Origin of the sequence: Rubripirellula lacrimiformis (assembly GCF_007741535.1) — a bacterium.
GTDB classification, from domain to species: Bacteria; Planctomycetota; Planctomycetia; order Pirellulales; family Pirellulaceae; genus Rubripirellula; species Rubripirellula lacrimiformis.
The window spans coordinates 5,470,079-5,496,915 of record NZ_CP036525.1; the positions used below are offsets into that span (position 1 = coordinate 5,470,079).

The window sequence follows — 26,837 nt, forward strand, 5'->3', positions numbered from 1 at the left end:
ATGAACTGGCGCAACCTGATTGGTCTGAAACCAAAATTGAACGAAGCTACTGCAACGCCGCGCCAGCGAACTCGGCGTCTCCGCCGCGAGCGGGCGCGAATGGCGGAACGGATCTGCCGACCGAATATCCAGTCGCTCGAAAAACGCGAACTGTTGGCCGCCGACTTTGACCTTGGCAGCTACGCCGGCGTGAGCGAATTTTTGTTGACGGCGCAAAAATCTGGTAGCGACTTTAGCCTGTCGCTACGCGACCGCAGTGCACCGGGGACGCCGCTACTCGAGCTGCTGAATTTGACGACTCCGCAAGAGGTGTCGATCGATGGATCCACAGCGGACGACAATCTATACCTTGATTTCTCTAGCATCGCTGATGCCGACGCCGCGTTCCCTTCGGGCTTTCTAACGTCGATTGATTTTGTTGGTTTGGGCGGCACCGATTTGCTGGTGTTCCAAGGCAACACATCGGTCAACGAAAACCTGTCTGTCGACTCGGAAAAGATTCGCGTGGAATCGGGAGTCACCGTTTCGGCGGTCGAACAGTTGAAGCTCGCAGCCAAGTCGGATCGGGGCGTGCAAACGATCACGACCGGTTCGCCGGCCCAAACCGGCAGCCACGTCGCCAACGTGCAGATCCAAGGCAGTTTGGCTGCAGCCGACATCATCCTGTCCGCGAAAACCCTGGGCACGGTGACGTCCACCAGCGACGTATTGCTCGGCAGCGCCGAAAACCGATTCACCGACGAAGCAACAATTGACATCCCAGGCGGATCATCGATCACTGCCGACGACTCGCTAACAATCCTGGCTCAGCGACAAACACGCTACTCGGCAACGGGCAGTCAGGCACTGAACCGAATCATCGGCGACACTTCGGTGACCATCGGCGCCGACGGCAATGGCAGCACGATCGTATCGGGCGACTCGCTAAGCATCCGAGCGGTTGATCAGGTTCGTGCGGATGCGGTCAGCGGCAGTGTGGATTGGGATCTATCCAACCTCAGTTCGCCGATCGACGCCGACGCCACCACGGCTCGGAATACGTTCATCGGTGATACCGAAGTGGTGATCATTGATTCGACGATCACGCAATCGACCACGGGCGGCGTGGGAACGACGATCGAAGCGCTGCGAGGCACCATCGGCACGACCGCGGTGCAATCGGCGTCCATCGTCGATAGTTCGCCGGTGCTCAGTTATACGGTCGCCTTGGGTGGAACCTATGCGTCGAACCTGTTGGTCGGCAATGTGCGAGCCAAGATCACCGGCGGATCGTTGGTCGCCACGGACGCAAACGTCACCGCCAACGACCAGTCCATTTTGACGGCCAAAAGCGACCTGGCAGCCCGTGCGACAAGCAAAGCATTCCCCAGCACCGGCTTTGCCGCGGGAACCACCATCGCTTACAACGCAGCGGTAGGCAGCGGCCAGAACGAATCACTATTGGCAATCACCCAAGCCATCGCGCCGGAAACCCGCACCGAAGCGGCTGCAGAAACGATCGCACGCGTTTTCAACACATCCATCGACGTCAGCGGGACCTTGTCGATCGTGGCGGATTCGACGATGGGCGTCAACGCGACGGTTAGCAACGCGGCCGAAACCGCAAGTTCGTCGGCACTGGGTTCAAGCGGTGCTGCAGCGGCAGGCGTGGTCGCCACCAACTTCATTTCGTCCCAAACCTTCGCCCTGTTGGACTTTGACGAAGAATTCCTGGTGCTTGGGGAGCCCGCCTTTGGAACCGTCCAGGTCGGCGGTGACCTGACGGTTTCAGCGGACGACAACGCATCGATCTATGCCAACACCAAATTGGTTTCATCCAGTTTGATCACCAACGATGGAGGTGTGTCATTATTGCAGGAAGCGATTGACAACTTGCTATCGTCCAACTTTGTCTCCACCAACACCGCTGCTTTCCTGACCTTCGGATCCACAGTCCGCGTCGACAAGAATCATAGCGCCGGTGGAACTGCCGACCGAGTCTACACCTATCTGGGCACCGGGTTGGATAGCGGCGGGAATCCAAGCACGTTCGACCTTAGCGGTATGGACTTTGACGACCTCGATTTTTGGCGTGCACCACAAACGGATATTCTGCCCACGGGTATGAACCTGGACAGCAGCGATTCCGTCGCCGTCGGTGGGATTGTCACCATGAATGACGTTCGTGGCGGAGCGACCGCGACGGTGAACCACGCCGATATTGATTCGGCGTCCCTGACGGTGCAGGCCACCGAACAAGCCACCGTCTACGCGATGGTCGATTCCACGGTCGAGTCGTCCGGCGGCAGCGCATTCGGTGACGGCACCAGCCTAGCCGTCAATGGAACCATCGCAACGAACAGTGTCATCAGCAGCGCCGTCGCGACGCTGAACGACAGCACCATCGTCACCGATGATGACGTGGATGTCATTGCCGACAACCAATCCACCATCAAAGCGATCAACGATTCGGTCACTCAATCAGGCGCCGACGCGATCGGCGTCATGCTGGCGTTCAATACCGTGGGGTATCAACCCCAAAATCCTCTGTTCAATGCACTGGATACTTTGGTTTCCAGCAATATCGGAGACAAAAAACCGGCTGAAACCAAAGCGATCGTCAACGACACCACCATCGTCGCAGGCGGCGACATCTCGGTCACCGCGGACTCAGTCGCCGCGATTGAATCGGGACTGAGCAATTCGACCACATCTGCAGCGTCCGCGTTGTTCGGAGCCACCGGGAAATCGTTGGGCGCTGTCGTCGCGTCCAACATGGTCAATAGCGACGTCATTGCATCGATTGAATTCGCCACAGGAACCGGCGAAGACGATCGTGCGATCACTGCCGGTGACGCGTTGTCGGTTCTGGCCACCGATTCGGCCTCGATCACCGCGGATACCACGTTGCTATCGGATTCGACCACCACCAACGACGCGGGCACCAGCCTGGTCAACGGTTTGATCAACGACGTCATCGGACAATACGATTTCAGCAGCCATTCGGGCAGCCAAGCGGTCGGCTACTGGGATCTTGTTCGAGTCGCATCCGACTATGAACTACCGTCTAGCCCGGTAGATGCAGATTCGTTCGAAGCCGGTGTCGTCTATCGATACCTCGGTACATCCGCAACGGTCGATCTAAGCACTGCGGATTACTCGGACTACGGAACCTGGGTCAAACTGGATTCCTTCAACACGATCGGCAGCGGACTCAATTTTTCCGAGTCCAGCTCCGTCGCCATCGGTGGTCTGGTGGTTCGCAACGACGTCGACGCGAATGTCGATGCACACATGGAAAACGTGATCGCCCAAACAGTCGGTCACGTGACGGTATCGGCAGTTGCCGATCAGACCCTCGACGCAACCACGGACAGCACCGTGAACTCATCCGGTGGCAGCGCCTTTGGAACCGGCACATCGTTGGCCGTCAACGGGACGATCGTCACCAACAACATGATCGGTGGTGCCGAAGCGTACGTGGATGACAGCACGGTAACCACCACCGGCACGGGCGATCTTAGCGTCACCGCCGACAACAGTGCGACGTTCAGCGCGATCAACACCAACAGCACCAAAACGGGTGATACGGCACTGGGTGTGACGTTGGCTTTCAACCGTCTGGGTTACGCGCCGAGCAACTTGCTGTTCAATTCGTTGGACGCAATCTTGGGCACCGTCCTTGGCGGGACATCATCGGTGGGTGCCAAGGCATGGATCCAGGACACGCCCATCGACGTCGGTGGTGACCTGAACTTAACGGCAACCAACGAAGCAACGTTGACAGCGGACATTTCCAACGCCACGGCATCGGCGGCCGGTGCCCTGATCGGAGCCTCCGGTAAGTCCGGCGCCGCGATCATCGCCAGCAACCTTGTCAAAAGTGAGGCAACCGCAACGATCGACTTCACCACGGGAACGGGTACGGTCGCCACCGGCGGCGACGTGAACATCCTTTCGAAAGATCGCGCAGGGATCGATGCGGGCACCGATCTGGAAAGCACTTCGGTCACCACCAACGGCGACAACGTCCTGGTCGACTTCTTTGGTCAGTTTGACAAGACCTACAGTTTCACGACACGCTCAGGCGATCGATCGCTAATCATTGGTGATAAAGTCCGCGTCGCGCCCGGTCACACCGCCGGCGGTGTAGTCGGTGGCATCTACCGATCACTTGCACCCGTTTCGACAACCGATCTTGCAACGATCAACTACGCCGATTCGCTGCTGTGGAGTCGTGTGGCGATCGAGGCAGAAGACTTCGATCCGGATTTGGGGAACGTCAGCGATTCGGATTCCCGGGCCGTTGGTTTGCTGTTGGTTCGAAATGATGTGCAAAGCCAAGTGCTGACCACCATGACCGCCATCAACGTTGACGCGGCAGCCGATATCAACCTTTCGGCACTCCAGCAAGCCGATCTGATTGCCGACACGACCGCGATTGTCACCAGCAGTGGCGGCAGCATGTTTGGCGAAGGCACGTCGCTAGCGGTTAGCGGAACCATCGCGACCAATATCGCACTGAGCGACGCGAAGGTCGACGTTACCGATAGCACGCTGACCGCCGACGGCGATTTGAACGTGTTGGCAGAAAACCGCAGTGCCATCGAAGCGACCCTGGACAGTTCCACGATCACAGGCGATACCGCCGCCGGCGTCACCGCTGCATTCAACCTGTTGGGCGTCAAGCCAACCAACCTGTTCGGAACGCTGGTGGATACGGTCATCGGTATCGACATCGATCTGCTGGTCCCGTCCCCGGCGGAAGTCAAGGCAATCATCTTTGACACCCCGCTTCACATCGGCGGCGATGTCAGCATCCATGGCGACAACTTTGCCGAATTGAATTCGGATCTTAGCAATTCGGTTGAATCCGCCGCTTCCGCGTTGATCGGGGCGACGGGCAAAGCAGCAAGCATTGTGTTGGCAGCCAATCGCGTGAACAGCGAAGCCGAAGCGGGAATCAAGTTCTCGTCTGATTTCGCGACCAAAACCGTGGTGGTCGACGGATCCCTTGACGTGCTGGCAGAAAATCGGGCTGGAAACTACAGCTCGTCGAACCTAATCGCCGCATCGGAAACGAAGAACGATGGCGGACTGAGCATTGCCAAGAACCAATACCGCGCCTTCGATCCCTCCGATGCGACCTACCTTAGCATCGATGGCCTGCAAACGCTGAACTTTGGTGACACTGTTCGATTAAGCAAAGGACATTCCGACGGCGGCGTCGGTGGCAGTCGCTACAAGTACATGGGCGAAACCGCGGCCATCGATCTTTCGAAAACCGATTTCAGCGATACCGGATACTGGAAAGAAACATCCCTGGTACGGCTATTGGATACGCCCGGCAACATCGGTGATTCCGACTCCATCGCCGTCGGTGGGATTCTGGTCCGCAACGATGTCCGCAGCAGTGTGGATGCGTACCTGACGAACGTCACCGTCACCGCTGGGGATGTGTCGGTCGAAGCTTTGGAAACTGCGTCGATTGTCGCATCGATCGATTCCGTCGCTTCGTCATCGGGCGGCAGCGACTTGGGCGAGGGAACATCGCTGGCCATCAACGGCGTGATCGCTGCGAACCTGGTACTTTCCGATGCCGAAGCGTTGGTTACCGGCGGCAGTATCACGACCACCACCGGCGATATCGTCGTCCATAGCGAAAATGCGGCGTTTCTGAATGCACGCAACAAGTCATCTGTCACCACCGGAGACCAGGGCATCGGATTGACGCTTGCCTACAACACCGTCGGTTACGACACACAGGACATTCTGACGCAAACCTTCGACGCCTTGCTGGGCACGTCTTGGGGAACGCGTGAAAAAGCCTCCGCCGTCCATGCGATCGTCACCGATACCCCGCTGGCGTCGGCCGGCGGGATCCACGTCACCGCCGACAATTCGGCCAAGATCAAGGCCCACGTCAGCAACGAAACATCGTCGGTTGCCGAAGCGCTAAGCGGAGCCAGCAGCACGGCTGTCGGTGCCATCCTGACCAGCAATATGGTGTTGGCCGATACCGAAGCGTCGATCCAAAAAAGCACGGGTGCCAAGGCCACGGCCACAGCGACCGATGGAGATGTTTTGGTTCAAGCGACCGAACAAGCACAGATCCAGGCCAACACCAAACTAGAATCACTATCGTCGACCACAAACGATGCCGGTCTAAGCAGAACACTGCGCCGAGTCGCCGACGTGATCGGATACGACTACACCGATCGTTCGGGTACCCGAACCATCGACCCCAATGATTTTGTCCGTATTGATGACGTCGACTTTGTGTCATCGGACGTTCCAGAAACCGTTGCCAAGGGCGATCGAGTCGAACTGGAATTCGATATCCAAGGTGCCGCACGCGGGGACGTTTTTGAATACGTGGGGACCGCGGACCTGAAAAACGTCGAACTCGATTCGGTCAATTACCTTGACGGATCCAAATGGCGGAAGACGATCGGCGCCGCTGACCAGATTTATCTTTATCTGGGGACCTCCCAAAGCGTGAATCTTGCCACTACCGACTACGGGAATACGCTGCTGTGGATGGCGATGCCCAGCATCCAACCAACGGAATTGATTCCGGGCCTGAGTCTAAACGTCAGCGATTCAAATAGTTCGGCATTTGGTGGACTGATCGTTCGCAACGCCGTTCGCAGCAGTGTCGATGCCCACATCCAGAACTATACGTTGAACGTTCATGGGGATGTCAACGTGATCGCGAACGAGACATCCCGGATCGCAGCACAAAACGATTCGACGGTCACCAGCAGTGGCGGCAGCATGATGGGCGAAGGCACCAGCCTGGCAGTCAACGGTGTGATCGCGACCAATGCCGTGCAGTCCTCTGCCGATGCGTTCATCAAAAACAGCAGCGTGACGACCACCGGCGATGGCGACCTAGACGTCCAGGCGATCAACAACTCATCGATCAGCGCCAAGACCTGGAGCACCGTCGAAGCCAATGGCCATGGGATCGGAATTACCCTGGCATTCAACTCGGTCGGCTACGAACCTCAGAACCTGCTTTTCAACGCCATCGACACACTGTTCGGCACCGAAATTGCCGACAATGATCCGGCTGCGACGCACGCCACCATTTCCAACACGTCGCTGTTGATCGATGGCGGCGTCAGCGTGGAAGCCACCACAGGCGGCAGCATCGATGCGATGATTCTGAACGCTGGAAAGACTCTGTCGGTGACGCCCGGCGGTGGCAGCGACACGGTGAACGTCGGCGTTGTCTTGACTCAAAACAAAGTCGCAACCGACACCAAAGCGCTGATCGATTCACCACAATCTTTTGTCGCTGGGGATGACGTCCAAGTTACCAGTGCAGACATCACGCGTGTCCGTTCCGAGGTGGAATCGAGCAGCGTATCGGTGGGTGCGGGTTCGGGCGCTTCTTCGGGAGTCGCGGTCGGGGTCACTTTCGCTCGCAATGAAATCAATAGCGACGTGGTCGCAAACATCCATGCTGCGGGAACCCAATCGACGCCAGCCCGAATCGACGGTGGTGATTTGGTGGTGACAACCTTGCGGCGAGGCCAAATCGATGCAACGGTGATCTCGACTGCTGTTGGCGTGGCCGCCAGTCTGGGTGGATCGAAGGCCGTCAGCGGTGGCGGAGCGATCAGCATCAACTACTTGACCGGCAGCGCCACAGCCACGCTCACCGACAGCGTCTTTGAAATCAACGACCAATCCGGTGGTGGCGATGCAACGATCGACAGTCAAAACGAATCAACCATCAACGCTTTGGTGCGAGCGATCGCCGGCAGCGTTGCCATCGGAACCGGATCCTCCCCCGCGTTCGCGTTGGGACTTTCGGTCGCCAAAAACTTCATTGGGTGGAAAAGCAAGGGCGTTGTCGCCGACCACACGATCAACGAACAACCACTAACACTGGAAAAGGGCGACACCGTTCATGTGACCAGCGGCGCACTTTTCGGCAGTGTGTACCGATACACGGCAGACACGACGACGGATGCTGCTGGAATCAAGCTTGCTCAGGAAAACTATGACGACGAACAACGCTGGCAACTCGTCAGCATCGAATCCGCCACATACACCACCTCTGCCGAACTGGTTAATTCGGTGTTGGATGCGGATGGCGACCTGTCCGTCACTGCCGTCGGGAAAGCTGGCATCGACGCCATGGTTCTAGCCGGGGCCGTCGCAGTCGCGGCAGCCGGCCAGAGCGGATTTGCGCCTAGCATTGCTGGCGCGGTCGCGATCAATACGGTCACCAACTCTATCTCCGCCATCGTTAGTGGATCCCCCACGATCGTTGCCAGTCCGCTGGCTGCGTCGATCATTGCCGATAGCATCACCGTTTCTGCGATCGATGAATCCAGCATTGCATCGGTGACAGGCGCGGCGTCGATTTCCGCGTCCTTCGCGGGACAGAACAGCGTGGCGGGTAGTCTGGGATTATCCCTGGCTTTCAACAAGTTGACCGGCGGTGCCAAAGCGTTGGTATCCGACAACACCATCATCGCGACACGCAGTGGTGATCTTGATGTGACCGCATCTCAGTTCGCACGACCGCTGTTCGACACGGCCCTGGCAACGCATTCGCTGACACCGACGCTGCTGGATGACGCGGCCAAGCAAGATGACGACGACGGGGACACCGAGGACGTCAACGAAGCCACGGTCGACCAAACTGCTGACCTCACGGTACTGGACAGCATCGCCAATGCGCTGCGTAGTGGTGGTGAAGATGTTTCGGATGTTGACTCGCTTCGTGGCGGCTGGACCTATACCAGCGGTATCGGCAGCCAACTGATCAAAACGGACCAAACGGTTCGGCTGGACGCAGGATATCGTAGCGGCGGCGTGGGCGGGCGGACGTACCAGTACCTTGGCACGGACACGACGATTGACCTAAGCAGTCAAAACTACGCCAACACGTCCATCTGGAAAAAGGTCGCGCCAGAGTTGAAACTATCCGTGCTAAAACCTGGTACGGCGTGGTTGATCGTGACGGGCGACGGGTCAAGCTATACCGCAACGTTGAAAGACGGCGACGCAACCAAGTTGCAGTTCAGCAAGAGCAGCATCAGCGCCCTATCGGTCGCAGCATCGCTGGGAATCGCAATCGGTGGCCAGACCGGGGTCGCGATTAGCGGTGCTGGGGCTGTGGCGATCAACAACGTGCAAAAGAACACTCAAGCGGTGATCGACAAGGGTACGCTTGACGTCACCGGCGACGTGCTGGTTTCCGCCGATAGCACTGCGTCGATTCAATCGGCCGTGATCGCCGCTTCGGCAGCGATTGCAGGTGGTGGAACCACGGGCGTGGGGGCATCCATCGGGATCGCGGTTGCGCAGAATAAGATCGGAATGGGCGACGATGGAGCCACAGGTACCGGAGGTGTATTGGCAGCGATTCGTCGCAGCGATGTAGCGGCATCGGGATCGCTGGATGTGATCGCCACCGGCGACCAAACGATTGGCTCGATCGTGTTTTCCGGATCGGTTGCCTTGGCTGGCGGTGGCACCACCGGTGTCGCGGCAAGTGGATCCGGCGTCAATGCAGAAAACCGTATTGGTTCCTATGTGACCGCCACCATCGACCATGCCGTCCCTAGCGGCGAGCAACCCGTTGGCGATGGAATCAATACCGTTTCGGCAAACAGCGCCAACATCGCAGCCCAAGATCGATCGACGATCACCGCGTTGGCTGCGGCTGTTTCGATTGCAGCCACCTTTGGCGGCACCGCCGGCGTTGCCATTTCGGTGGGTGCGACCGATGCCAAGAACGTCATCGAAACATCGGTCGAAGCATCGGTCAAAAAGACAGATCTTACGACCGTTGGTGATTCGATCACGATCGACGCCCGGCAAGCAAGTTCCATTCAGGTCTTGGCCGCGGCAGCGTCGCTAGGTGTGGGCTTAGGCGGAACAGTAGGAATCGGAGTCAGCGGGGCGGGCGCCGGTGCAACGAACCTGATCAATGGTTCCACCTACGCGCTTGCCCAAAACGGCGATTTCGTCAGCGGCGATGACGTGACGATCCAAGCGGTGAATGCCGCGGCGATTACCGCCAGCGTACTGACCGCTTCGGTCGGAGTCGGCGTGGGTGCCAAAGTGGGCGTTGGCGTTTCGATCGGTGCGTCCAGTTCCAAGAACTATATCGGGTACAACTCCGACGGCAGCAACGCATCGTCGTCCGTGATGGCGGTGATGGATGACGTGTCGTTGGTCGCCGCGGGCGACCTGACACAATTGGCAACGTCGACGGCAACAATCAATGGAACCGTTTTTGCCGGCAGCGTCGCAGCAGCTGGCGGATTGTTTGTCGGTGCCGGCAGCGGTGCCGGTGTGGGATCAACCAACCTGATCGGTCAAACGATCGAATCCAAGATCATCGATGCTCGCGCCGGCGGAATTAGCGTCGCCAATGGATCGCTGTTGGCAACCGACCATTCCACGATTACGACTGATGCTCAAGCAGCATCGCTGGCCGCCGCGTTTGGAATCGGTGGTTCCGTGTCGATCGCGGTCTCGCTATCAAAAAACACGATCACGACCCGGACCGCCGCATTTGTCGACGATGCCAAGATCCGCAACTCGTCCAACTTCACCAGCACAAGCGGTGTCAAACCCGTCGCCATCGGAAACCGTGTTCAAGTCGCAAGCGGATACCAAACCAGTTTGGGCCGGGTCGGCGGAGTCTACGAATTCTTGGGCCAAACCACCGACTACGTCAGCAGCGACGGTTCCAACTTCGTCAATGTGGGGCAGTTGGTGCGAGTCGCAGCCAGTCATACCGACGGTGGCAACGAGGGGCAGGTCTATCAGTACAAGGGACCAACCGTCGATCTGTATTCGCAGTACGGATCGCAGGACGTCACGACCGGAGACCAGGTGCGTGTTTCGCTGAATCACAACGCCACCAAAGGTCGCTTGGCAGGTCTGTACAAGTACATTGGAACCAGTGATGCGACGTTGGACCTAAGCATCGAGAACTTCAAGAACACCCTGCTATGGCAAGACGTCAGTCAAGTTGACCTCAGCACGACAGATTTTACGGATACCACGTACTGGGAAAACAGTTCCACGATCAACTTGTCCAATCAAAACTATCTGGACTCGCAAGTTTGGCGTGAAGTGGCCGATGACTTCTCGGTCAATGCACAGCAATCCGCAACCATCAACGCCACCTCGTCAGCGGCTAGCCTATCGGCGGGACTTGGTACCGCCAGCGGCGGAGGTGCCAATTCGATCAACACCATCGGCACGACCACTCTGGCCTATCTGCAGGACGCCGATTTAATCGTGTCCGGTGACCTATCGGTTCAGGCCCTGGAAACGACAACCGCGGAAACGAATGTCGGCACAGCCAGCATCGCGATCGGCATCTCAGTGGCCGCAGGTGGCAGCGTTTCCGAGTTGAACTTCAACGGAATCGTTTCAAGCTACATCGACAATTCGGCGATCATCGCTCGTGACATTGACCTGCTAGCCCGTAGCGTTCCCAAGGGAACAGCCACCGCATTGGGCGTCAACGCGGGAGCTTACGCGGTGGGAGCTTCGGTTGCGACCATCAACTTGGCTCCCAACGTGTCCACCCACGTCGACGGGAACATCACGGCGCAATCGCTGTCCGCCAAAGCACTGCTAGATGACCCCACGACTGGAAAGACATCGAGTGTACGCACAACAGGTGCAACAGGCGGGTTGATCGGCATCGATTCGACCAACAGCCGTGTCAACAATAACGCGACCATTTCGGCAACGCTGGGGAACGATTCGACTTTCAACATCTCCGGCAATACCAGCCTGTCGGCGGTTGGACAAGGCGAACATTATGCCAGCGCCGACAGTTATGCGGGCGGAATTTTGGCAGCCGGCATAAGTTCAGCGAGAATCACGAACAATTCCAGTGTTACGACTGGTCTGGGCAGCGGAATCACGTTCGTCGGTGGTTCGCTTGCTGTATCAGCCGACAGCAACCAGCGTCTGCTTAGCGACACGTTTGCGGGCAGTGGCGGTGTGGCCGCCGGAGCATCGGCTTCGGCCAAAACGGTCAACCATGCGACGACGATCGTCAACATTGGCAACAACACCGCGATCACGCTCAGCGGATCACTTGACATCAACGCCTTGGGTAAAAGCGAAGTCAACGGCAAAGTCAAAACACTTTCGGGTGGATTGCTGGCCGGTGCCGGTGCACGCGTTAACAACAATGTCAACAACACAACCAAGGCGATGATCGGAACCGGCGCCGTCATCAACGCGCACGACATTCGTATTGATGCCAGTGGCAGCGCCAGCAAACCAGACCTTGGCGAAGAAAACATTCGCGGCACAACCGGTGGTTTGATCGCCGGGGCCAGTGCCAAAAGCATCACCGAAGTCGACTTCGACACTGCGATCGTCGTCGGCAACAACGCTCAATTAAACGTCGTTGGATCGGAATCCAGTCCAGGCACGATGTCGCTGACGACGCTGAACAAGCTTTACGCTCGCGACAAAGTCAATTTCACCACCGGGGGGGCACTGTCAGGTGCGTCAGCCGAAAGCACAATCAAAACCACCGGAAATGATTCTGCGATCACGATCAATCCTAGTTCGGCGCTGACCAGTGTCGGCGACATTCTGATTTCCGCTCGCGGTACCGGCGACGTCCAGACCAAGACCAACGCAGAAACCTTCGGTGCCGCAACGGTTGTTATCGCCGACGCCAACTCCGAAATTCGTCCGAACAATTCGGTGACGGTGTCACCTGGTGCCACGATTCGAGCGATCGGTGATTTGAACGTGGCTGCTGGTACCAGCATCGACTTCAATCGTGACCAATACACGATGGATGCCAAGACCGATACGTTTGCCGGCAGCGCGATTCCGATCGATTCGGTCGACTCGAAGACCATCCTGATCCAAACCAACACGATCACGGTGATGAGTGGCGCGACGTTGGAGTCTGCCAAGGACATCAACCTGCATGCGGAACGACTCGGTTTGGCTGAACTGGACAGCAAGGCCAAAGCCGTCAACTGGTTGTCAGCGGCATCGGGGGCCTTAAATTCTGCCCTGGGCGGACAGGAACAATACAGCGGATCGATCGCAAGCGAAGCCTACGGCAATGTCGTGGTCGACGGGACGCTTCGCACCGGCATCCGACGGCATCAGACACTGACGCTTGGTGCGATCGGGGAAGACACCATTCCCTACGGATGGAATCAAGAAACCGGTCAGATTTCGGTGGTCACTGGCACTGCCGGACTGTCCTATGACACTGGATTTGTCTTGTTGGAATCCGGATTGATGACACAGCTGAATGCGGCTCGCGCTAACCTAGAAACCTATCGGACCACGAACACCAAGCTGCGTGACTTCTACCAAAGTGAAATCACACGAATCCAATCCCAGTTGGTTTCCAAAGGCTTGGCCACGATCGAAAGCGACGGCAGCGTGACAGCGATCGAATCGTCCGTGCTTAGCATCAACGTACATCCCATCTGGGCTCAAGCCGGGATGGTCGACATTCGGGGCGACCAGTTCTCAGGCAGCGGCCTGATTGACGCGCCCGCCGACGCGTCGGTGACCATCACCAACCACACCCCCGCCCAGTTGAACATTCAGGGCGTGACGATTCCGGAATCGACCGGTGGCTTGTTCGTCAACGGTGTCAAAACGGGCACCAACCTCGCGATCGCAGCGTTGAATACGCCGACCCCTGCCACCACGGTTGATTTCACCGCGCTGCCGGTGGTGGAGTTACCGTTGGACGACAACGGCGACCCAATCGGCCCCGAAATTCACATCAAAAACACTTTCGAATCAGGTGACATTCCCGATGACGATTACGCCAGTCCGGCGATCGTCGTGACAGGCGATGTCACCAACTACAGCGGCACCGTCACGACAGAAAACCCCGACGGAGACATCACGTACCGAGCCAGCGTTCGCGCGGCCAATGTCAACACGATCGCCGGCGGCAGTGTGTTCATCGACGGCCTGACCAGCTACAGCGTCGGTGGCGATCCCTACGGAAAGCTAAAGTCGCTCGGCGACGGAATGGACGAGTTTGACGACGAGGATGTGCTGGAAAAACTGACGACGGCAACGACCACTGTCAATTTGATGGGCGACACCGTGATCGTAAACGCAGAATACATCAACATCAACGGGATCGTCCAAAGCGGGCAGGAACAATACACCAAGACCCTGGATGCTGCGACGACGCTTGAAATCGCGTTGATCCGGTACAAATCGTCCGGAGGCCGCTATACCAAACTCAATGCGTCGGATAAAGATTTCACCCTGTTTTATGATCGTGTGGATAACAAGATCATCGTCAAGGAAGTCCGCGTTAGTGGCGGCAACGTCCAACTGACCGGTCATATTCTTAGCACTGGCGCTGGTACGGTTCGCGTTCTGGACGGCTACGCCAACATCGCCATCGACAACCAAACCCCGTACGACATTTCGATCGAACGACTTGATTCGTCTCAACAGGGCGGCGGCGTCTTGTTGATAGCCGATAAAGCCAAAGGAACACCAACCAATCCCCAAGCGAACATTCTGACCGAAGACGGGACCTACACGCCGGAAGCAAATTGGCGGTACGGGTTCGCTGTGGGCGAACAAACGGCAACCCGCACAACCACGACCTATGGATCTTCATCTTGGTTCGGTGTGGATGCCCTGGCAGCGGACCCCGGAAATGTCCGCAGCGGCCCCCATGTCGAAGTCATCGGACAACCCAAACTGCTGCCGGCCGGAGCCTACTTCTATAAGGCGGCAAGCGCCGAAGGCGACTACGTCTATTCGACCCAAACCAACAATCTAGAGGAACCACGCCGTTACAAAACCGGCCAATGGTCCACCAAAACGTGGTGGGGAAAGAAAACCAATTACCAACGTTGGGTCGAAGAAATCAAGGAAGAAACCGTTGCCACGCACACGTTCCGTGCCGACCGCCCGATCACGATCGACTTCATCGGCAGCGCCACATCAACCGTCGACGTGAAGTCGAACTCGGGCGGCAATATCATCGTGACCGGGTCGATCCTGAACCCCAGCGGAACAACGACGCTAAGCACCACGGCATCGATCATCCAGACCAGCCAAGACGAATCGGTCGGCGGAACACGCGTCGTGCTGAATGCCGGTGCGAACATCACCGGTTTCCGCAGCAATGTCAAATCCACCGCCACCGGTGCGGGACTGTTTGCCCAGGCTGCCGGTGCGATCAGCATCTATCAGGTCGCTGGATCATTGCCGATCGAATCCATCACGTCCTCGGGCCTAGGTACGGTCGAAGTCAGCGCCCAAAACGGGATCACCAGCGTTGATGCGGGCGTCACCAACATCAGTGGTGGAACGATCCAGTTGGACGGTGGCGCTGCCACCATTGGTGCCGAAGCAAAACCACTGAAAATCAACAGCGGCGTATCGCTTGCCAATTCAGTCACGGTTGTGTCGGCGCAAAGTATCTATCTGACCGAAATGACAGGCGACCTGCACGTCGATCAAATCTTGTCCGATAGCGGCGATGTCCAACTAACCGTTGTTTCGGGATACGTCGTCGATTCGAACAATTTCTCGATTCGCGACGAACGCAGCTACAACGAGCTACTGACCGGCGTCTGGAGCGATCTGGGGTTGACCGAGAATACGGGCGCCGGTGACAAAGTCACCGAGACGATCGATACATTCGCGGCCAGCAAGAGTCGCGAGTACCAGGCCTATTGGAAGTGGCGGAACACACAGTCCGATCCATCCACCTTTGATGCCAGCTTTACGGTAGAAATCACCGATGGCGAACGAGAATCCTATGAATCGTTCTATACCGACGAAGGTACTCTGCTTGGCTATAGCGGTGCAACGCTTACCACGTATGTAGACGACGCCATTGCGACGCTGGAAAATTCGCGGACTCAGCAGTACCGAACGTTGCACGCAACGTTTGCGGCCTACGATCGCGAAGACGATGCCTACGATGTGGGCGACCTAACGGCGACACACATCACCGATTTCGTGTACCAGCTGACCACCGAAGAGAACGACGCCTTGGTCGGCAGCATCAAGATCTGGACCGAGCAGGAATTGTTGAACACGATCGGTGCCGGGTTGATGAAGGAAGTCACCGATACTCAGACGACGATCGAGCTGGACAACATTTCCGGGCGAAAAGTCACGATCACGGCATCGGCCGGTGGCGTGGGTTCCTTCACCGACGCAATCTCGATCGACGTCACCCCACGGCCGCTCGTGCTAACCAACGACGAACGGGTCGCTTTGGCGGCCGCAGAACGCACCCAGGTGTCATTCATTGCCGGTCCAACGGTCAGCGGACCGATGAATTTTGTTTCCGATCCGGACAATGGCGATACGATCACACGCAGCGATAGTGGCAGCTGGATCGATGACGGGTACAAAGTTGGACTGATGCTGCGGATCGCGGGCGACACCACCAATGTCACCGAAGATTCGCTCGTTGAAATCACCTCGGTCACCGCAGACACCTTGACGGTATCGCATCGTGATTCGCTGGTCGACGAAACAGGGATTGCGGCCACGCTAACACCGATCGCGGCTGATCCGAATGCCGATGGAGTCGTCGTCACAAAGATCGAAATCGCCCAGCGGGATGACGTGGACGTCTACGCTAGCAGTGACTTGCGAGTCATCGCGACGGGTCCGGTATTCATCGGTAGCGAGAGCGATTTTGATGTCGAGTACATCGAAACGACCGGCATCCTTGCGCTGAAGACCGCCGGTGCGATCTCGAACGCGAACGCCGATGCGAACGCGGCAATGATCAAATCGGACGATTTGGTGCTAGAAGCCGGATCTGGTGCCATCGGCACCGAAGCCAAACCCGTTCGCTTGGACAGCCTTCTGGACGCATCCATGACCGCTCGTGCACTGGGCGGAGTCTTTTTGGTCGAACAAGCGGGGAACATGAACATCGATAGCGTGTATTCGCAAGCCGGTGCGATTGTCCTGGCAACGATCAGCGGCTCGATCTTGGACAACCTTGGCGGATCGCTGAACAACCTGAAGTCGGGTCTGGGCATCTCGCTGTCGGCTGCGGAAGGATCGATTGGAAAATCGACCGCACCACTCAAAACCGACCATGCCAGTGCGTCAACGATCTCTGCGATCAGCACGACGCACGGAATCTACCTGTGGGAAACCTTCGGTGATATGCGGATCGATTCGATCGATGCTGCCGCTGGGGACGTATCATTGCGAAGCCACCTTTCGACCATCGGAACCAACGGTGCCGCCCGCGACGTGCGTGGTAACTCGGTAACCGTACGTGCGGACTTTGGCGGGATCGGTGCCGCAGGCGATGAACTGCAAATCGACAGCAGCTATCAAGCCGATGGACTAGTCACCACGTCTAGCCTGCTGGGAAACACCTACGTCACTGAACTGCTGGGCGATCTGCGTTTGGCGACCGTCGGTACCGGCGACACTGCGACAGCATTCGTCAGTGCACTCAGCGGCAATATCGTCAACCGACTTGCTGACGTCGACGACAAGAACGTGCTATCGGGCAACGTGTATTTCTTCGCTTCGCAGGATATCGGCGAGGACGCACGTCCGATCACAACCATCATCAGCAACGTCGAAGGCCAGTCGACGACGGGTTCAACCTATATCGTCAACACGGGCGACCTGAACGTGGGCGGAGTCGTCAGTGGGGAAGCACCTGGGATGCAATCCGGTGGCGAAATCCGGCTAGTTGCCAAGAGCCCCGTGATCGTGTCCGAAGACATCACGTCGGCCACCGATATCGTGATCATCGCCACCGAAAAGGAAGCTGCCGGAGACGACATTACCGTTGCCGATGGAGTGTCCATTACCTCTACCGGTGGCACGGTGCGTTTGCAAGCTGGCGACAACATCCAGACAGGCGTCGGATCGTCCATCACCGCTTACCAATTGCTGGAAATTCTAGGCGGATTTGACAACATTAACGAAGTAGGATCCGTCATCCAAATTGCCGGGTCCCTGACCGCCCCACTGATCTGGATCAACGGCAGCGATCAGGACGACAACATTTCACTGACTGCCGACGCGCTGACCTACGGCACCACCGTGATCCAAGGTGCCGACGGGTCCGATACGATCGCCAGCGCTGCGGCTAGTACGATCGCTAATCCTGTCATGATGTTCGGCGACTTTGTGGAAGTCGACTACGACACCGAAAACCGAATCGTTATGGCATTGGACACCCTGGACGCAGCCATCGGCGACAACGACTCGCTGACCACAACCGGCATCGGAACCACCGTGATGGTGGGCGGAGCCGGCGACGACACGATTTCGGGGGACGCGGGGAACGACTGGGCAGTCGGGGACGCAGCATCCATCACCATCCTGAATGGCAAAATCATTTCGATCCAGTCGACCGCTAGCGGCGTGGGAGGGATCGATTCGATCGACGTCGGCGATGGAACGAATATCGTCATCGGCGGCGTCGCTGCCGATTCGATCACAGCCGGCAGCGGTGTCCATACGATTCTAGGCGACGAAGGTCGTGCAGAATTCGATGCCAGCGGCGAGTTGCTAATCGCCGAAAGCACCAACCCCACCGTCGGTTCGACCGACACCTTCTCACTTGGCGGCGGCACCTATCGCGTCATCGCGGGTGCCGGCGACGAACACATCACTCTTGGCCCAGGCACCAACTTCGTCATCGGCGACGCCGGACGCATCCAAGCCATGGGCGACGGGACCGTCGACATGACTTCCATCGCACCCGAAGTCGCAGGCGACGACGTCTTGACGGTCAGCGAAGGGTTCAACGTCCTGATCGGTGGCAGCGGTGCAGACACGATCACCGTGCAAGCCGGTGAATCGGGTGGCGAAGACGCCATCGGAATCGCATTGGGCGACAATGGTTCGATGACGTTCACCGATGCCGGTGTGCTATTGTCGATCCAAAGTGCCGATGACGACACGCAAGGTCGCGCTGACACGATCGCACTTAGTAGCGGCACCAACACCGCCATCGGTGGTGCAGGTTCCGACATCATTTCCACCGGCGGTGGACGGAACGTCGTGTTCGGGGACGATGCCGAAGCGGTCTTCCGCGCCGACGGCAAGCTACACACGGCCACCACGATTCACTCCGAATTCGGTGACGCCGACACGATCGACCTGGCCAGTGGCGAAAACATCGTCATTGCAGGCGTGGGTGCAGACGACATCTCCACCGGCGACGGCATCAGCACGATCATCAGCGACGAAGGTCGTGTAGAGTTTGACGAAAGCGGCGAATTGCTGATCGCTGAAAGCATCAACCCAGCCGTCGGATCGACCGACACCTTCTCGCTAGGCGGCGGCACCTACCGCGTCATTGCGGGTGCCGGCGACGAACAGATCACTCTTGGCCCGGGCACCAACTTCGTCATCGGTGACGCCGGACGCATCCAAGCCATGGGCGACGGGACCGTCGACATGACTTCCATCGCTCCTGAAGTCGCAGGCGATGATGTCTTGACGGTCAGCGAAGGATTCAACGTTCTGATCGGTGGCAGCGGTGCCGACACGATCACCGTGCAAGCCGGTGAATCGGGTGGCGAAGACGCCATCGGAATCGCATTGGGCGACAATGGTTCGATGACGTTCACCGATGCCGGCGTGCTATTGTCGATCCAAAGTGCCGATGACGATACGCAAGGTCGCGCTGACACGATCGCACTTAGCAGCGGCACCAACACCGCCATCGGTGGTGCAGGTTCCGACATCATTTCCACCGGCGGCGGACGGAACGTCGTGTTCGGTGACGATGCCGAAGCCGTCTTCCGCGCCGACGGCAAGCTACACACGGCCACCACGATTCACTCCGAATTCGGTGACGCCGACACGATCGACCTGGCCAGTGGCGAGAACATCGTCATCGCTGGCGTGGGTGCAGACGACATTTCCACCGGCGACGGCATCAGCACGATCATCAGCGACGAAGGTCGCGTAGAGTTCGACGAAAGCGGCGAATTACTGATTGCTGAAAGCATCAACCCAGCCGTCGGATCGACCGACACCTTCTCGCTTGGCGGCGGAACCTACCGCGTCATTGCGGGTGCCGGCGACGAACAGATCACTCTTGGCCCGGGCACCAACTTCGTCATCGGTGACGCCGGACGCATCCAAGCCATGGGCGACGGGACCGTCGACATGACTTCCATCGCTCCTGAAGTCGCAGGCGATGATGTCTTGACGGTCAGCGAAGGATTCAACGTTCTGATCGGTGGCAGCGGTGCCGACACGATCACCGTGCAAGCCGGTGAATCGGGTGGCGAAGACGCCATCGGAATCGCATTGGGCGACAATGGTTCGATGACGTTCACCGATGCCGGCGTGCTATTGTCGATCCAAAGTGCCGATGACGATACGCAAGGTCGCGCTGACACGATCGCACTTAGCAGCGGCACCAACACCGCCATCGGTGGTGCAGGTTCCGACATCATTTCCACCGGCGGCGGACGGAACGTCGTGTTCGGTGACGATGCCGAAGCCGTCTTCCGCGCCGACGGCAAGCTACACACGGCCACCACGATTCACTCCGAATTCGGTGACGCCGACACGATCGACCTGGCCAGTGGCGAGAACATCGTCATCGCTGGCGTGGGTGCAGACGACATTTCCACCGGCGACGGCATCAGCACGATCATCAGCGACGAAGGTCGCGTAGAGTTCGACGAAAGCGGCGAATTACTGATTGCTGAAAGCATCAACCCAGCCGTCGGATCGACCGACACCTTCTCGCTTGGCGGCGGAACCTACCGCGTCATTGCGGGTGCCGGCGACGAACAGATCACTCTTGGCCCGGGCACCAACTTCGTCATCGGCGACGCCGGACGCATCCAAGCCATGGGCGACGGGACCGTCGACATGACTTCCATCGCACCTGAAGTCGCCGGCGACGACGTCTTGACGGTCAGCGAAGGGTTCAACGTCCTGATCGGTGGCAGCGGTGCCGACACGATCACCGTACAAGCCGGTGAATCGGGTGGCGAAGACGCCATCGGAATCGCATTGGGTGACAACGGGTTCATGACCTTCACCGATGCCGGCGTATTGTTGTCGATCCAAAGTGCCGACAACGATACCTACGGACGCGCCGACACGATCTCCCTTAGCAGTGGCACGAACACCGCCATCGGTGGTGCGGGTGCAGACGACATTTCGACCGGTGGTGGCCGAAACGTTGTGTTTGGTGACGACGCCGAAGCGATCTTCCGCGCCGATGGCAAGTTGCATACGGCAACCACCATTCACTCGGAATTTGGTGACGCCGATACCATCGACCTGGCCAGTGGCGAGAACATCGTCATCGCAGGAGTCGGTGCAGACGACATCACAACCGGCGATGGCATCAGCACGATCATCAGCGACGAAGGACGCGTCGAGTTCGATGCCGATGGCGAACTGCTGATCGCCGAAAGCATCAATCCAGCCGTTGGTTCAACCGACACGTTTTCGCTGGGCAGTGGCACCTACCGTGTGATCGCGGGTGCGGGCGACGAACACATCACTCTTGGTCCAGGCACCAACTACTTGATCGGCGACGCCGGACGCATCCAAGCCATGGGCGACGGAACCGTCGACATGACCTCGATTGCTCCCGAAGTGGCCGGCGATGATGTGTTGACGGTCAGCGAAGGATTCAACGTCCTGATCGGTGGTAGCGGTGCGGACACGATCACGGTCGAGACTGGCGAATCGGGTGGCGCAGACGCCATCGGAATCGCTCTTGGCGACAATGGTTCGATGACGTTCACCGACGCCGGCGTGCTGTTGTCGATCCAAAGTGCGGACAATGACACGTACGGTCGCGCTGATACGATCGCGCTTAGCAGTGGCACCAACACCGCTATCGGTGGTGCCGGTGCGGACATCATCACGACAGGTGGTGGCCGAAACGTCGTGTTTGGTGACGACGCCGAAGCGATCTTCCGCGCCGATGGCAAGTTGCACACCGCAACCACCATTCACTCGGAATTTGGTGACGCCGACACGATTGATCTAGCGAGCGGTGAAAACATTGTCATCGCAGGCGTGGGTGCAGACGATATCACCACCGGAGACGGTTTCAGCACGATCATCAGTGACGAAGGACGCGTCGAGTTTGATGCCGATGGCGAATTGCTGATTGCCGAAAGCATTAACCCCAGCGTGGGGTCGACTGACCTGTTTGATCTTGGCAGTGGCGTTTACCGCGTGATCGCGGGTGCGGGCGACGAACGAATTGAATTGGGCCCAGGCACCAACTATGTGATCGGTGACGCTGGACGCATCGAAGCGTTGGAAGACGACACCGTTTTGATGACGTCGATCGCCCCCGAGGTCGCTGGCGATGATGAACTGATTGCCAGCGAAGGCTTCAACGTGTTGATCGGTGGCAGCGGCGCCGACACGATCACCGTGCACGCTGGCGATACCCCCGACCCAGACGCAATCGCAATCGCATTGGGCGACAACGGTTCGATGACGTTCACCGATGCCGGTGTATTGTTGTCGATCCAGAGTGCTGAAAATGACATTTACGGGCGTGCCGATCAAATTTCATTGACCAGTGGAACCAACACGGTCATTGCAGGTGCCCAGAACGATAGTGTCACCACTGGCGGAGGCCGCAACGTGGTCTTCGGCGACGATGGCGAAGCAACGTTCAATGCGGTTGGCGATCTGCAAGTTGCCCGCAGCACGCACATGTCCTTTGGTGGCAAAGATGTGATTTCGATCCAGGAAGGCATCAATGTCGTCATCGCCGGTGCGGACGAAGATCAGGTCACCGTCACCGATGGTGACAATACGGTCTTGGGTGATAACGGCGAAGTTCTGATTAGTTACGACGTCAACACGGGCGATCGATCCGGCCGAACGGTCCATACGATTTCGGGTGAAGTCGGTGCGGCCGACACCATCACGGTGGGTGCCGGCACCAATATCCTGATGGGCGGTGCCGAAGGCGATGCAATCACAGCGGGCGATGGCCAGAACGTGATCCTAGGCGACAATGGCGAAGCGACGTTCGGAATCAACGACAAGCTGTTGATTGCCACCAGCCTTGACTATGCGATTGGCGGCAACGACGAAATCTCGGTCGACGATGGATTGAACGTTGTGATCGCAGGTGATGGCCAGGACGGTGTGACCGTTGGCGGTGGCCATAACACCATCTTGGGCGACAACGGCGAAGTGATCCTGAATTACGACAGTGAATCCGAGTCGATGGCAAGCCGCATCGTCCGCACATTGGCCGGTGCCATCGGTGCCAGCGATATCGTCCGCGCCGCGGCGGGTTTCAATGTCGTGATGGGGGGTGCCGACGGTGACGTAATCGAATCATTTACCCCAGATGGCGAGACAGTTCCCGAACAACCCGCAACCTTCATTGCGATGGGCGATAACGGCGAAGCCTTCTTTGACGGGCAAGATCGTCTGCTGAACCTGACCACGATCGATGGTGAAAACGGCGGGAACGATACGATCACAACGACGTCGGCTGATGACATTTTGGTTGGCGGTGTCGGCGACGACATCATCACTGCCAACGAAGGCAACGACATTATCCTGGGCGATACAGCCAACATCACCTGGGAAGTTCGCGACGATGTCTGGACGCTGATTGAGGTCACCGCGCTGAACGAACAGCTCAATCAAGCCGGTAGCGACACGATTCACGGCAACGACGGCGACGACCTGATCATGGGTGGTATGGCCAGCGACACGCTCTACGGCGACTCTGGTTTTGACGTCATCCTGAACTATCAAGGAACCGTCCAGTGGCCGATGACCTACACCGAGGCGGTGTCGGGGTGGGCCGATCAGTCCCAACGACGACTGCTAGGAAAGTCGTTGTCACTGTTCGAACTGCAGAACTTCATCACACCGATGAACGTCGGTGGTGACATTTCGGTGGGCGACAATTCACTGTTTGGCGGCTTGGGCGACGATGTGTTGTTCATCACCCCCGGCGGCAACGATCAGATGAGTGACGAATCCGGCTACGACACCGTCAATTTCCAATTGGCCGGTCGTGGGGTGGTCTTTGACGTCGACAAACTGGGCCGCGTTCAATACGTCAACGATCCCGTCGGCCAAACGGGTGCAACGGTTCAAATCAACCGCAGTGCCCCAGCACCGGCACCAAGTCCGATCGAAAATGTCGTCACAACCCCTTACCAGGACGTGCTGTACATTTCACCGATCAACGCCCCAAGAACGGTATCGATGCGTAGCCAGGACGACGCTGCCACACCTTTCCCAGGCGATGAGATGCGAATCCACACGTTTGGGTCTCGCGTGATCGACAACGGTCTGTCTTTGATCGTCGAAGGTCTTGGCACGATCACTCACTACGGCACCGAAACGTTGGAGTGGTTGGATGCGGCACCGCTGATCTTTGACGATCAGTCCGGGGCATGGACGGCGCAGGGTGGTGCGGTCCAACCGTTCGCCGGTGCCTACAACAATGATGTCTTCCGTGGTCTAAGCGGACCAACGTCGGTCGCCGGATGGATGGTCAATGGCCTGACCGAAGGCAAGTATGCGGTTTCCATGACTTGGCCCGATAAACAGTCTTCGGTGGTCGGGTCCCAAGTGGTCACGGTGAACGATGCGGACGGAAACTACCGTCATCACGATGTGTTCGATCAACGCCAGGTTCCCGCCAGCTACCAGACCGAAGCAACGCGTTGGCAGGATTTGACGGCTCCCATTCTGGTGGACGATTTCCATCTTCAGTTGAACACGACCGGTGCGGCAAACAATGTCGCCTACCTGACGGACGCGGTGCGAATCGAACGGATGCGGCTGAACAGTCCCGAGATTCGCATGATCGATCTGGCGACCGGGAAAGAGGTCCAAGACGAATACTCGCTTGCCGACATGGGATCCACCCTGGTTGGCGACAGCATCACAAGGACGTTCCGGATCGAAAACCATGGCGATCAGCCGTTGGTCCTGGATACGCAAGCGACCGGAAACCCGTCCGCGTTCCGACGTGTCAATGGAACGCTGCTGGACGCTTTGCAAAGCCCTTCGCTTCCCAACGGTTTCAGCTCGGCCACGTTTGCCGAATCGACAGTTGCACCCGGCGAATCGACGATCATGACTGTCGTGTTCTCACCAGATTCGGTAGGCACCTTCAGCGGCGACCTGGTGATCGAAACCAATGACGTCGACGAAGCGTTGTTCTCGTTTGCCGTCCGTGGACGATCCTTGTCGCCCGTGGGCAAAGTAATCACGATCGACAACAACCAACCGGGATTCACGGTCAATAGCGGCACGTTTGCCAATCAATCGCGGCCCGGTGCGGTCAACGCAAACGAGGCAAACGCCACCACGGCCGGCGATCAGTCGGCCACTTGGACGTTCAACGACCTGGAACCCGGTCACTATCGCATTTCGGCAACCTGGGTTGGATCGGACACCACCGCGTCGACGCATGCCGAGTACACGCTGGAAACCGCTGGTCATTCCGAATTGGCGGTGATGAACCAGCGTGTTCGTCCCACCGAACGAACCGAGTCGTTTACCGATCGTGGCAATCAGTGGATCGATCTTAGCGAAGACTTTGTCGTGACCGGCGATTCGCTGAGCGTGACCTTGCACAACAGCCCACGCGGGACCGTTTTTGCGGACGCCATTCGCATTGAACGTTATGCCGTAGCCCCCGTGGCCACGCCTCGAATGGTTGTCAGCGAAGTCGTCAATGGTGGCGTACTAGAGAACCGCCATGGCATTCTGGATTTTGGCATTACGAACCTGTTCGGCAGCATCGAAAAAGAGATCCAAGTGACCAATCGCGGCCGTGCGGATCTGGTCTTCACCGATGCACCGCAAGTCCCCGGCGGTTTCTCTCTCGTCTCACCCATTGCCGCTACCACCTTGGAACCAGGCGAATCGACGGTCATCCGACTTCGTTACGATGCCAACAGTTCCAGAGGATCAAGCGACACCCTTCGGTTGTTCACCAACCAAGCAGCCAATGCGGTATTCGCGATCGAATTGGTCGGCGAAGTGCAAACCGAATACATGATCGACAATTCGTCGTCGGCAGGATTCAGCAGCAATTTCGCGACCGACATCCACCGCTATGCCGTCAACGAAACGCGGGCAGTCAGCACGAACCGATCCACCGACGGTGTCGCAACCTATACGTTCGACGGTTTGACCCCGGGCAACTATGCGGTCTATGCAACCTGGGTTTCGTCGTGGAACAACCGGACGCCACTTTCAACAGCGGCTCCGTTCACGATTGCCGGTGGCACAACATCGACCACCATTCTGGTCAACCAGCAGATCGATCCCTCCGACGAAACCGATGGTCATGTCGACTGGGATTGGTTGAACAACTACACGATCGTGGGCGACAAGTTGGTCGTGACGGTATCCGACAACGATCGATCGACCGCAGTTCAGGCAGATTCGATCCGCATCGTCCACCTTTACGATCCGGCCGTGGAGATGTACCTGGATGGCGAGCGTTTGAATTCACATTCCGATCTGGATTTTGGAACGGTCCCTGCGGGAGCGTCGATCACCAAGCAGTTCACAGTTCACAACCCATCCCACACGCCGCTGTGGGTTGGATCGCTGGGGGATCTGCCATTTGGATTCACGCAGACTGGATTCGCTCCGCAGTTTTTGCCTCCTAGCCAAGACATGACATTCGACGTCACGTTCACGGCGCCCACGATGGGCAACTACGGTGGCGTGATGGCGTTGCAATCCAGCGATGCCGCGTTGGCCAGTTTCGATCTAAATCTTCTGGCCACAGCAGCCAGCAGTGCGGTCGTGCTGGATGATCGCGATCCGTCGTTCCGGACTCAATCCGGTCGATTCGCGCCACTGGATCGCAGTGGTCTTGGATTGATTGA

Annotated in this window: 1 protein-coding gene (cut by a window edge); it reads left to right on the plus strand. The window is 57.9% G+C overall.

The annotated features are described in order from the left end of the window. On the plus strand, positions 1–26,837 hold the 5' portion of the coding sequence (locus K227x_RS19220; RefSeq protein WP_145172041.1) for an Ig-like domain-containing protein. Its footprint extends 1,102 nt past the window's final position; the window shows 26,837 of its 27,939 coding nt (coding positions 1–26,837); it begins with the start codon at positions 1–3; its stop codon lies off the right edge, out of view.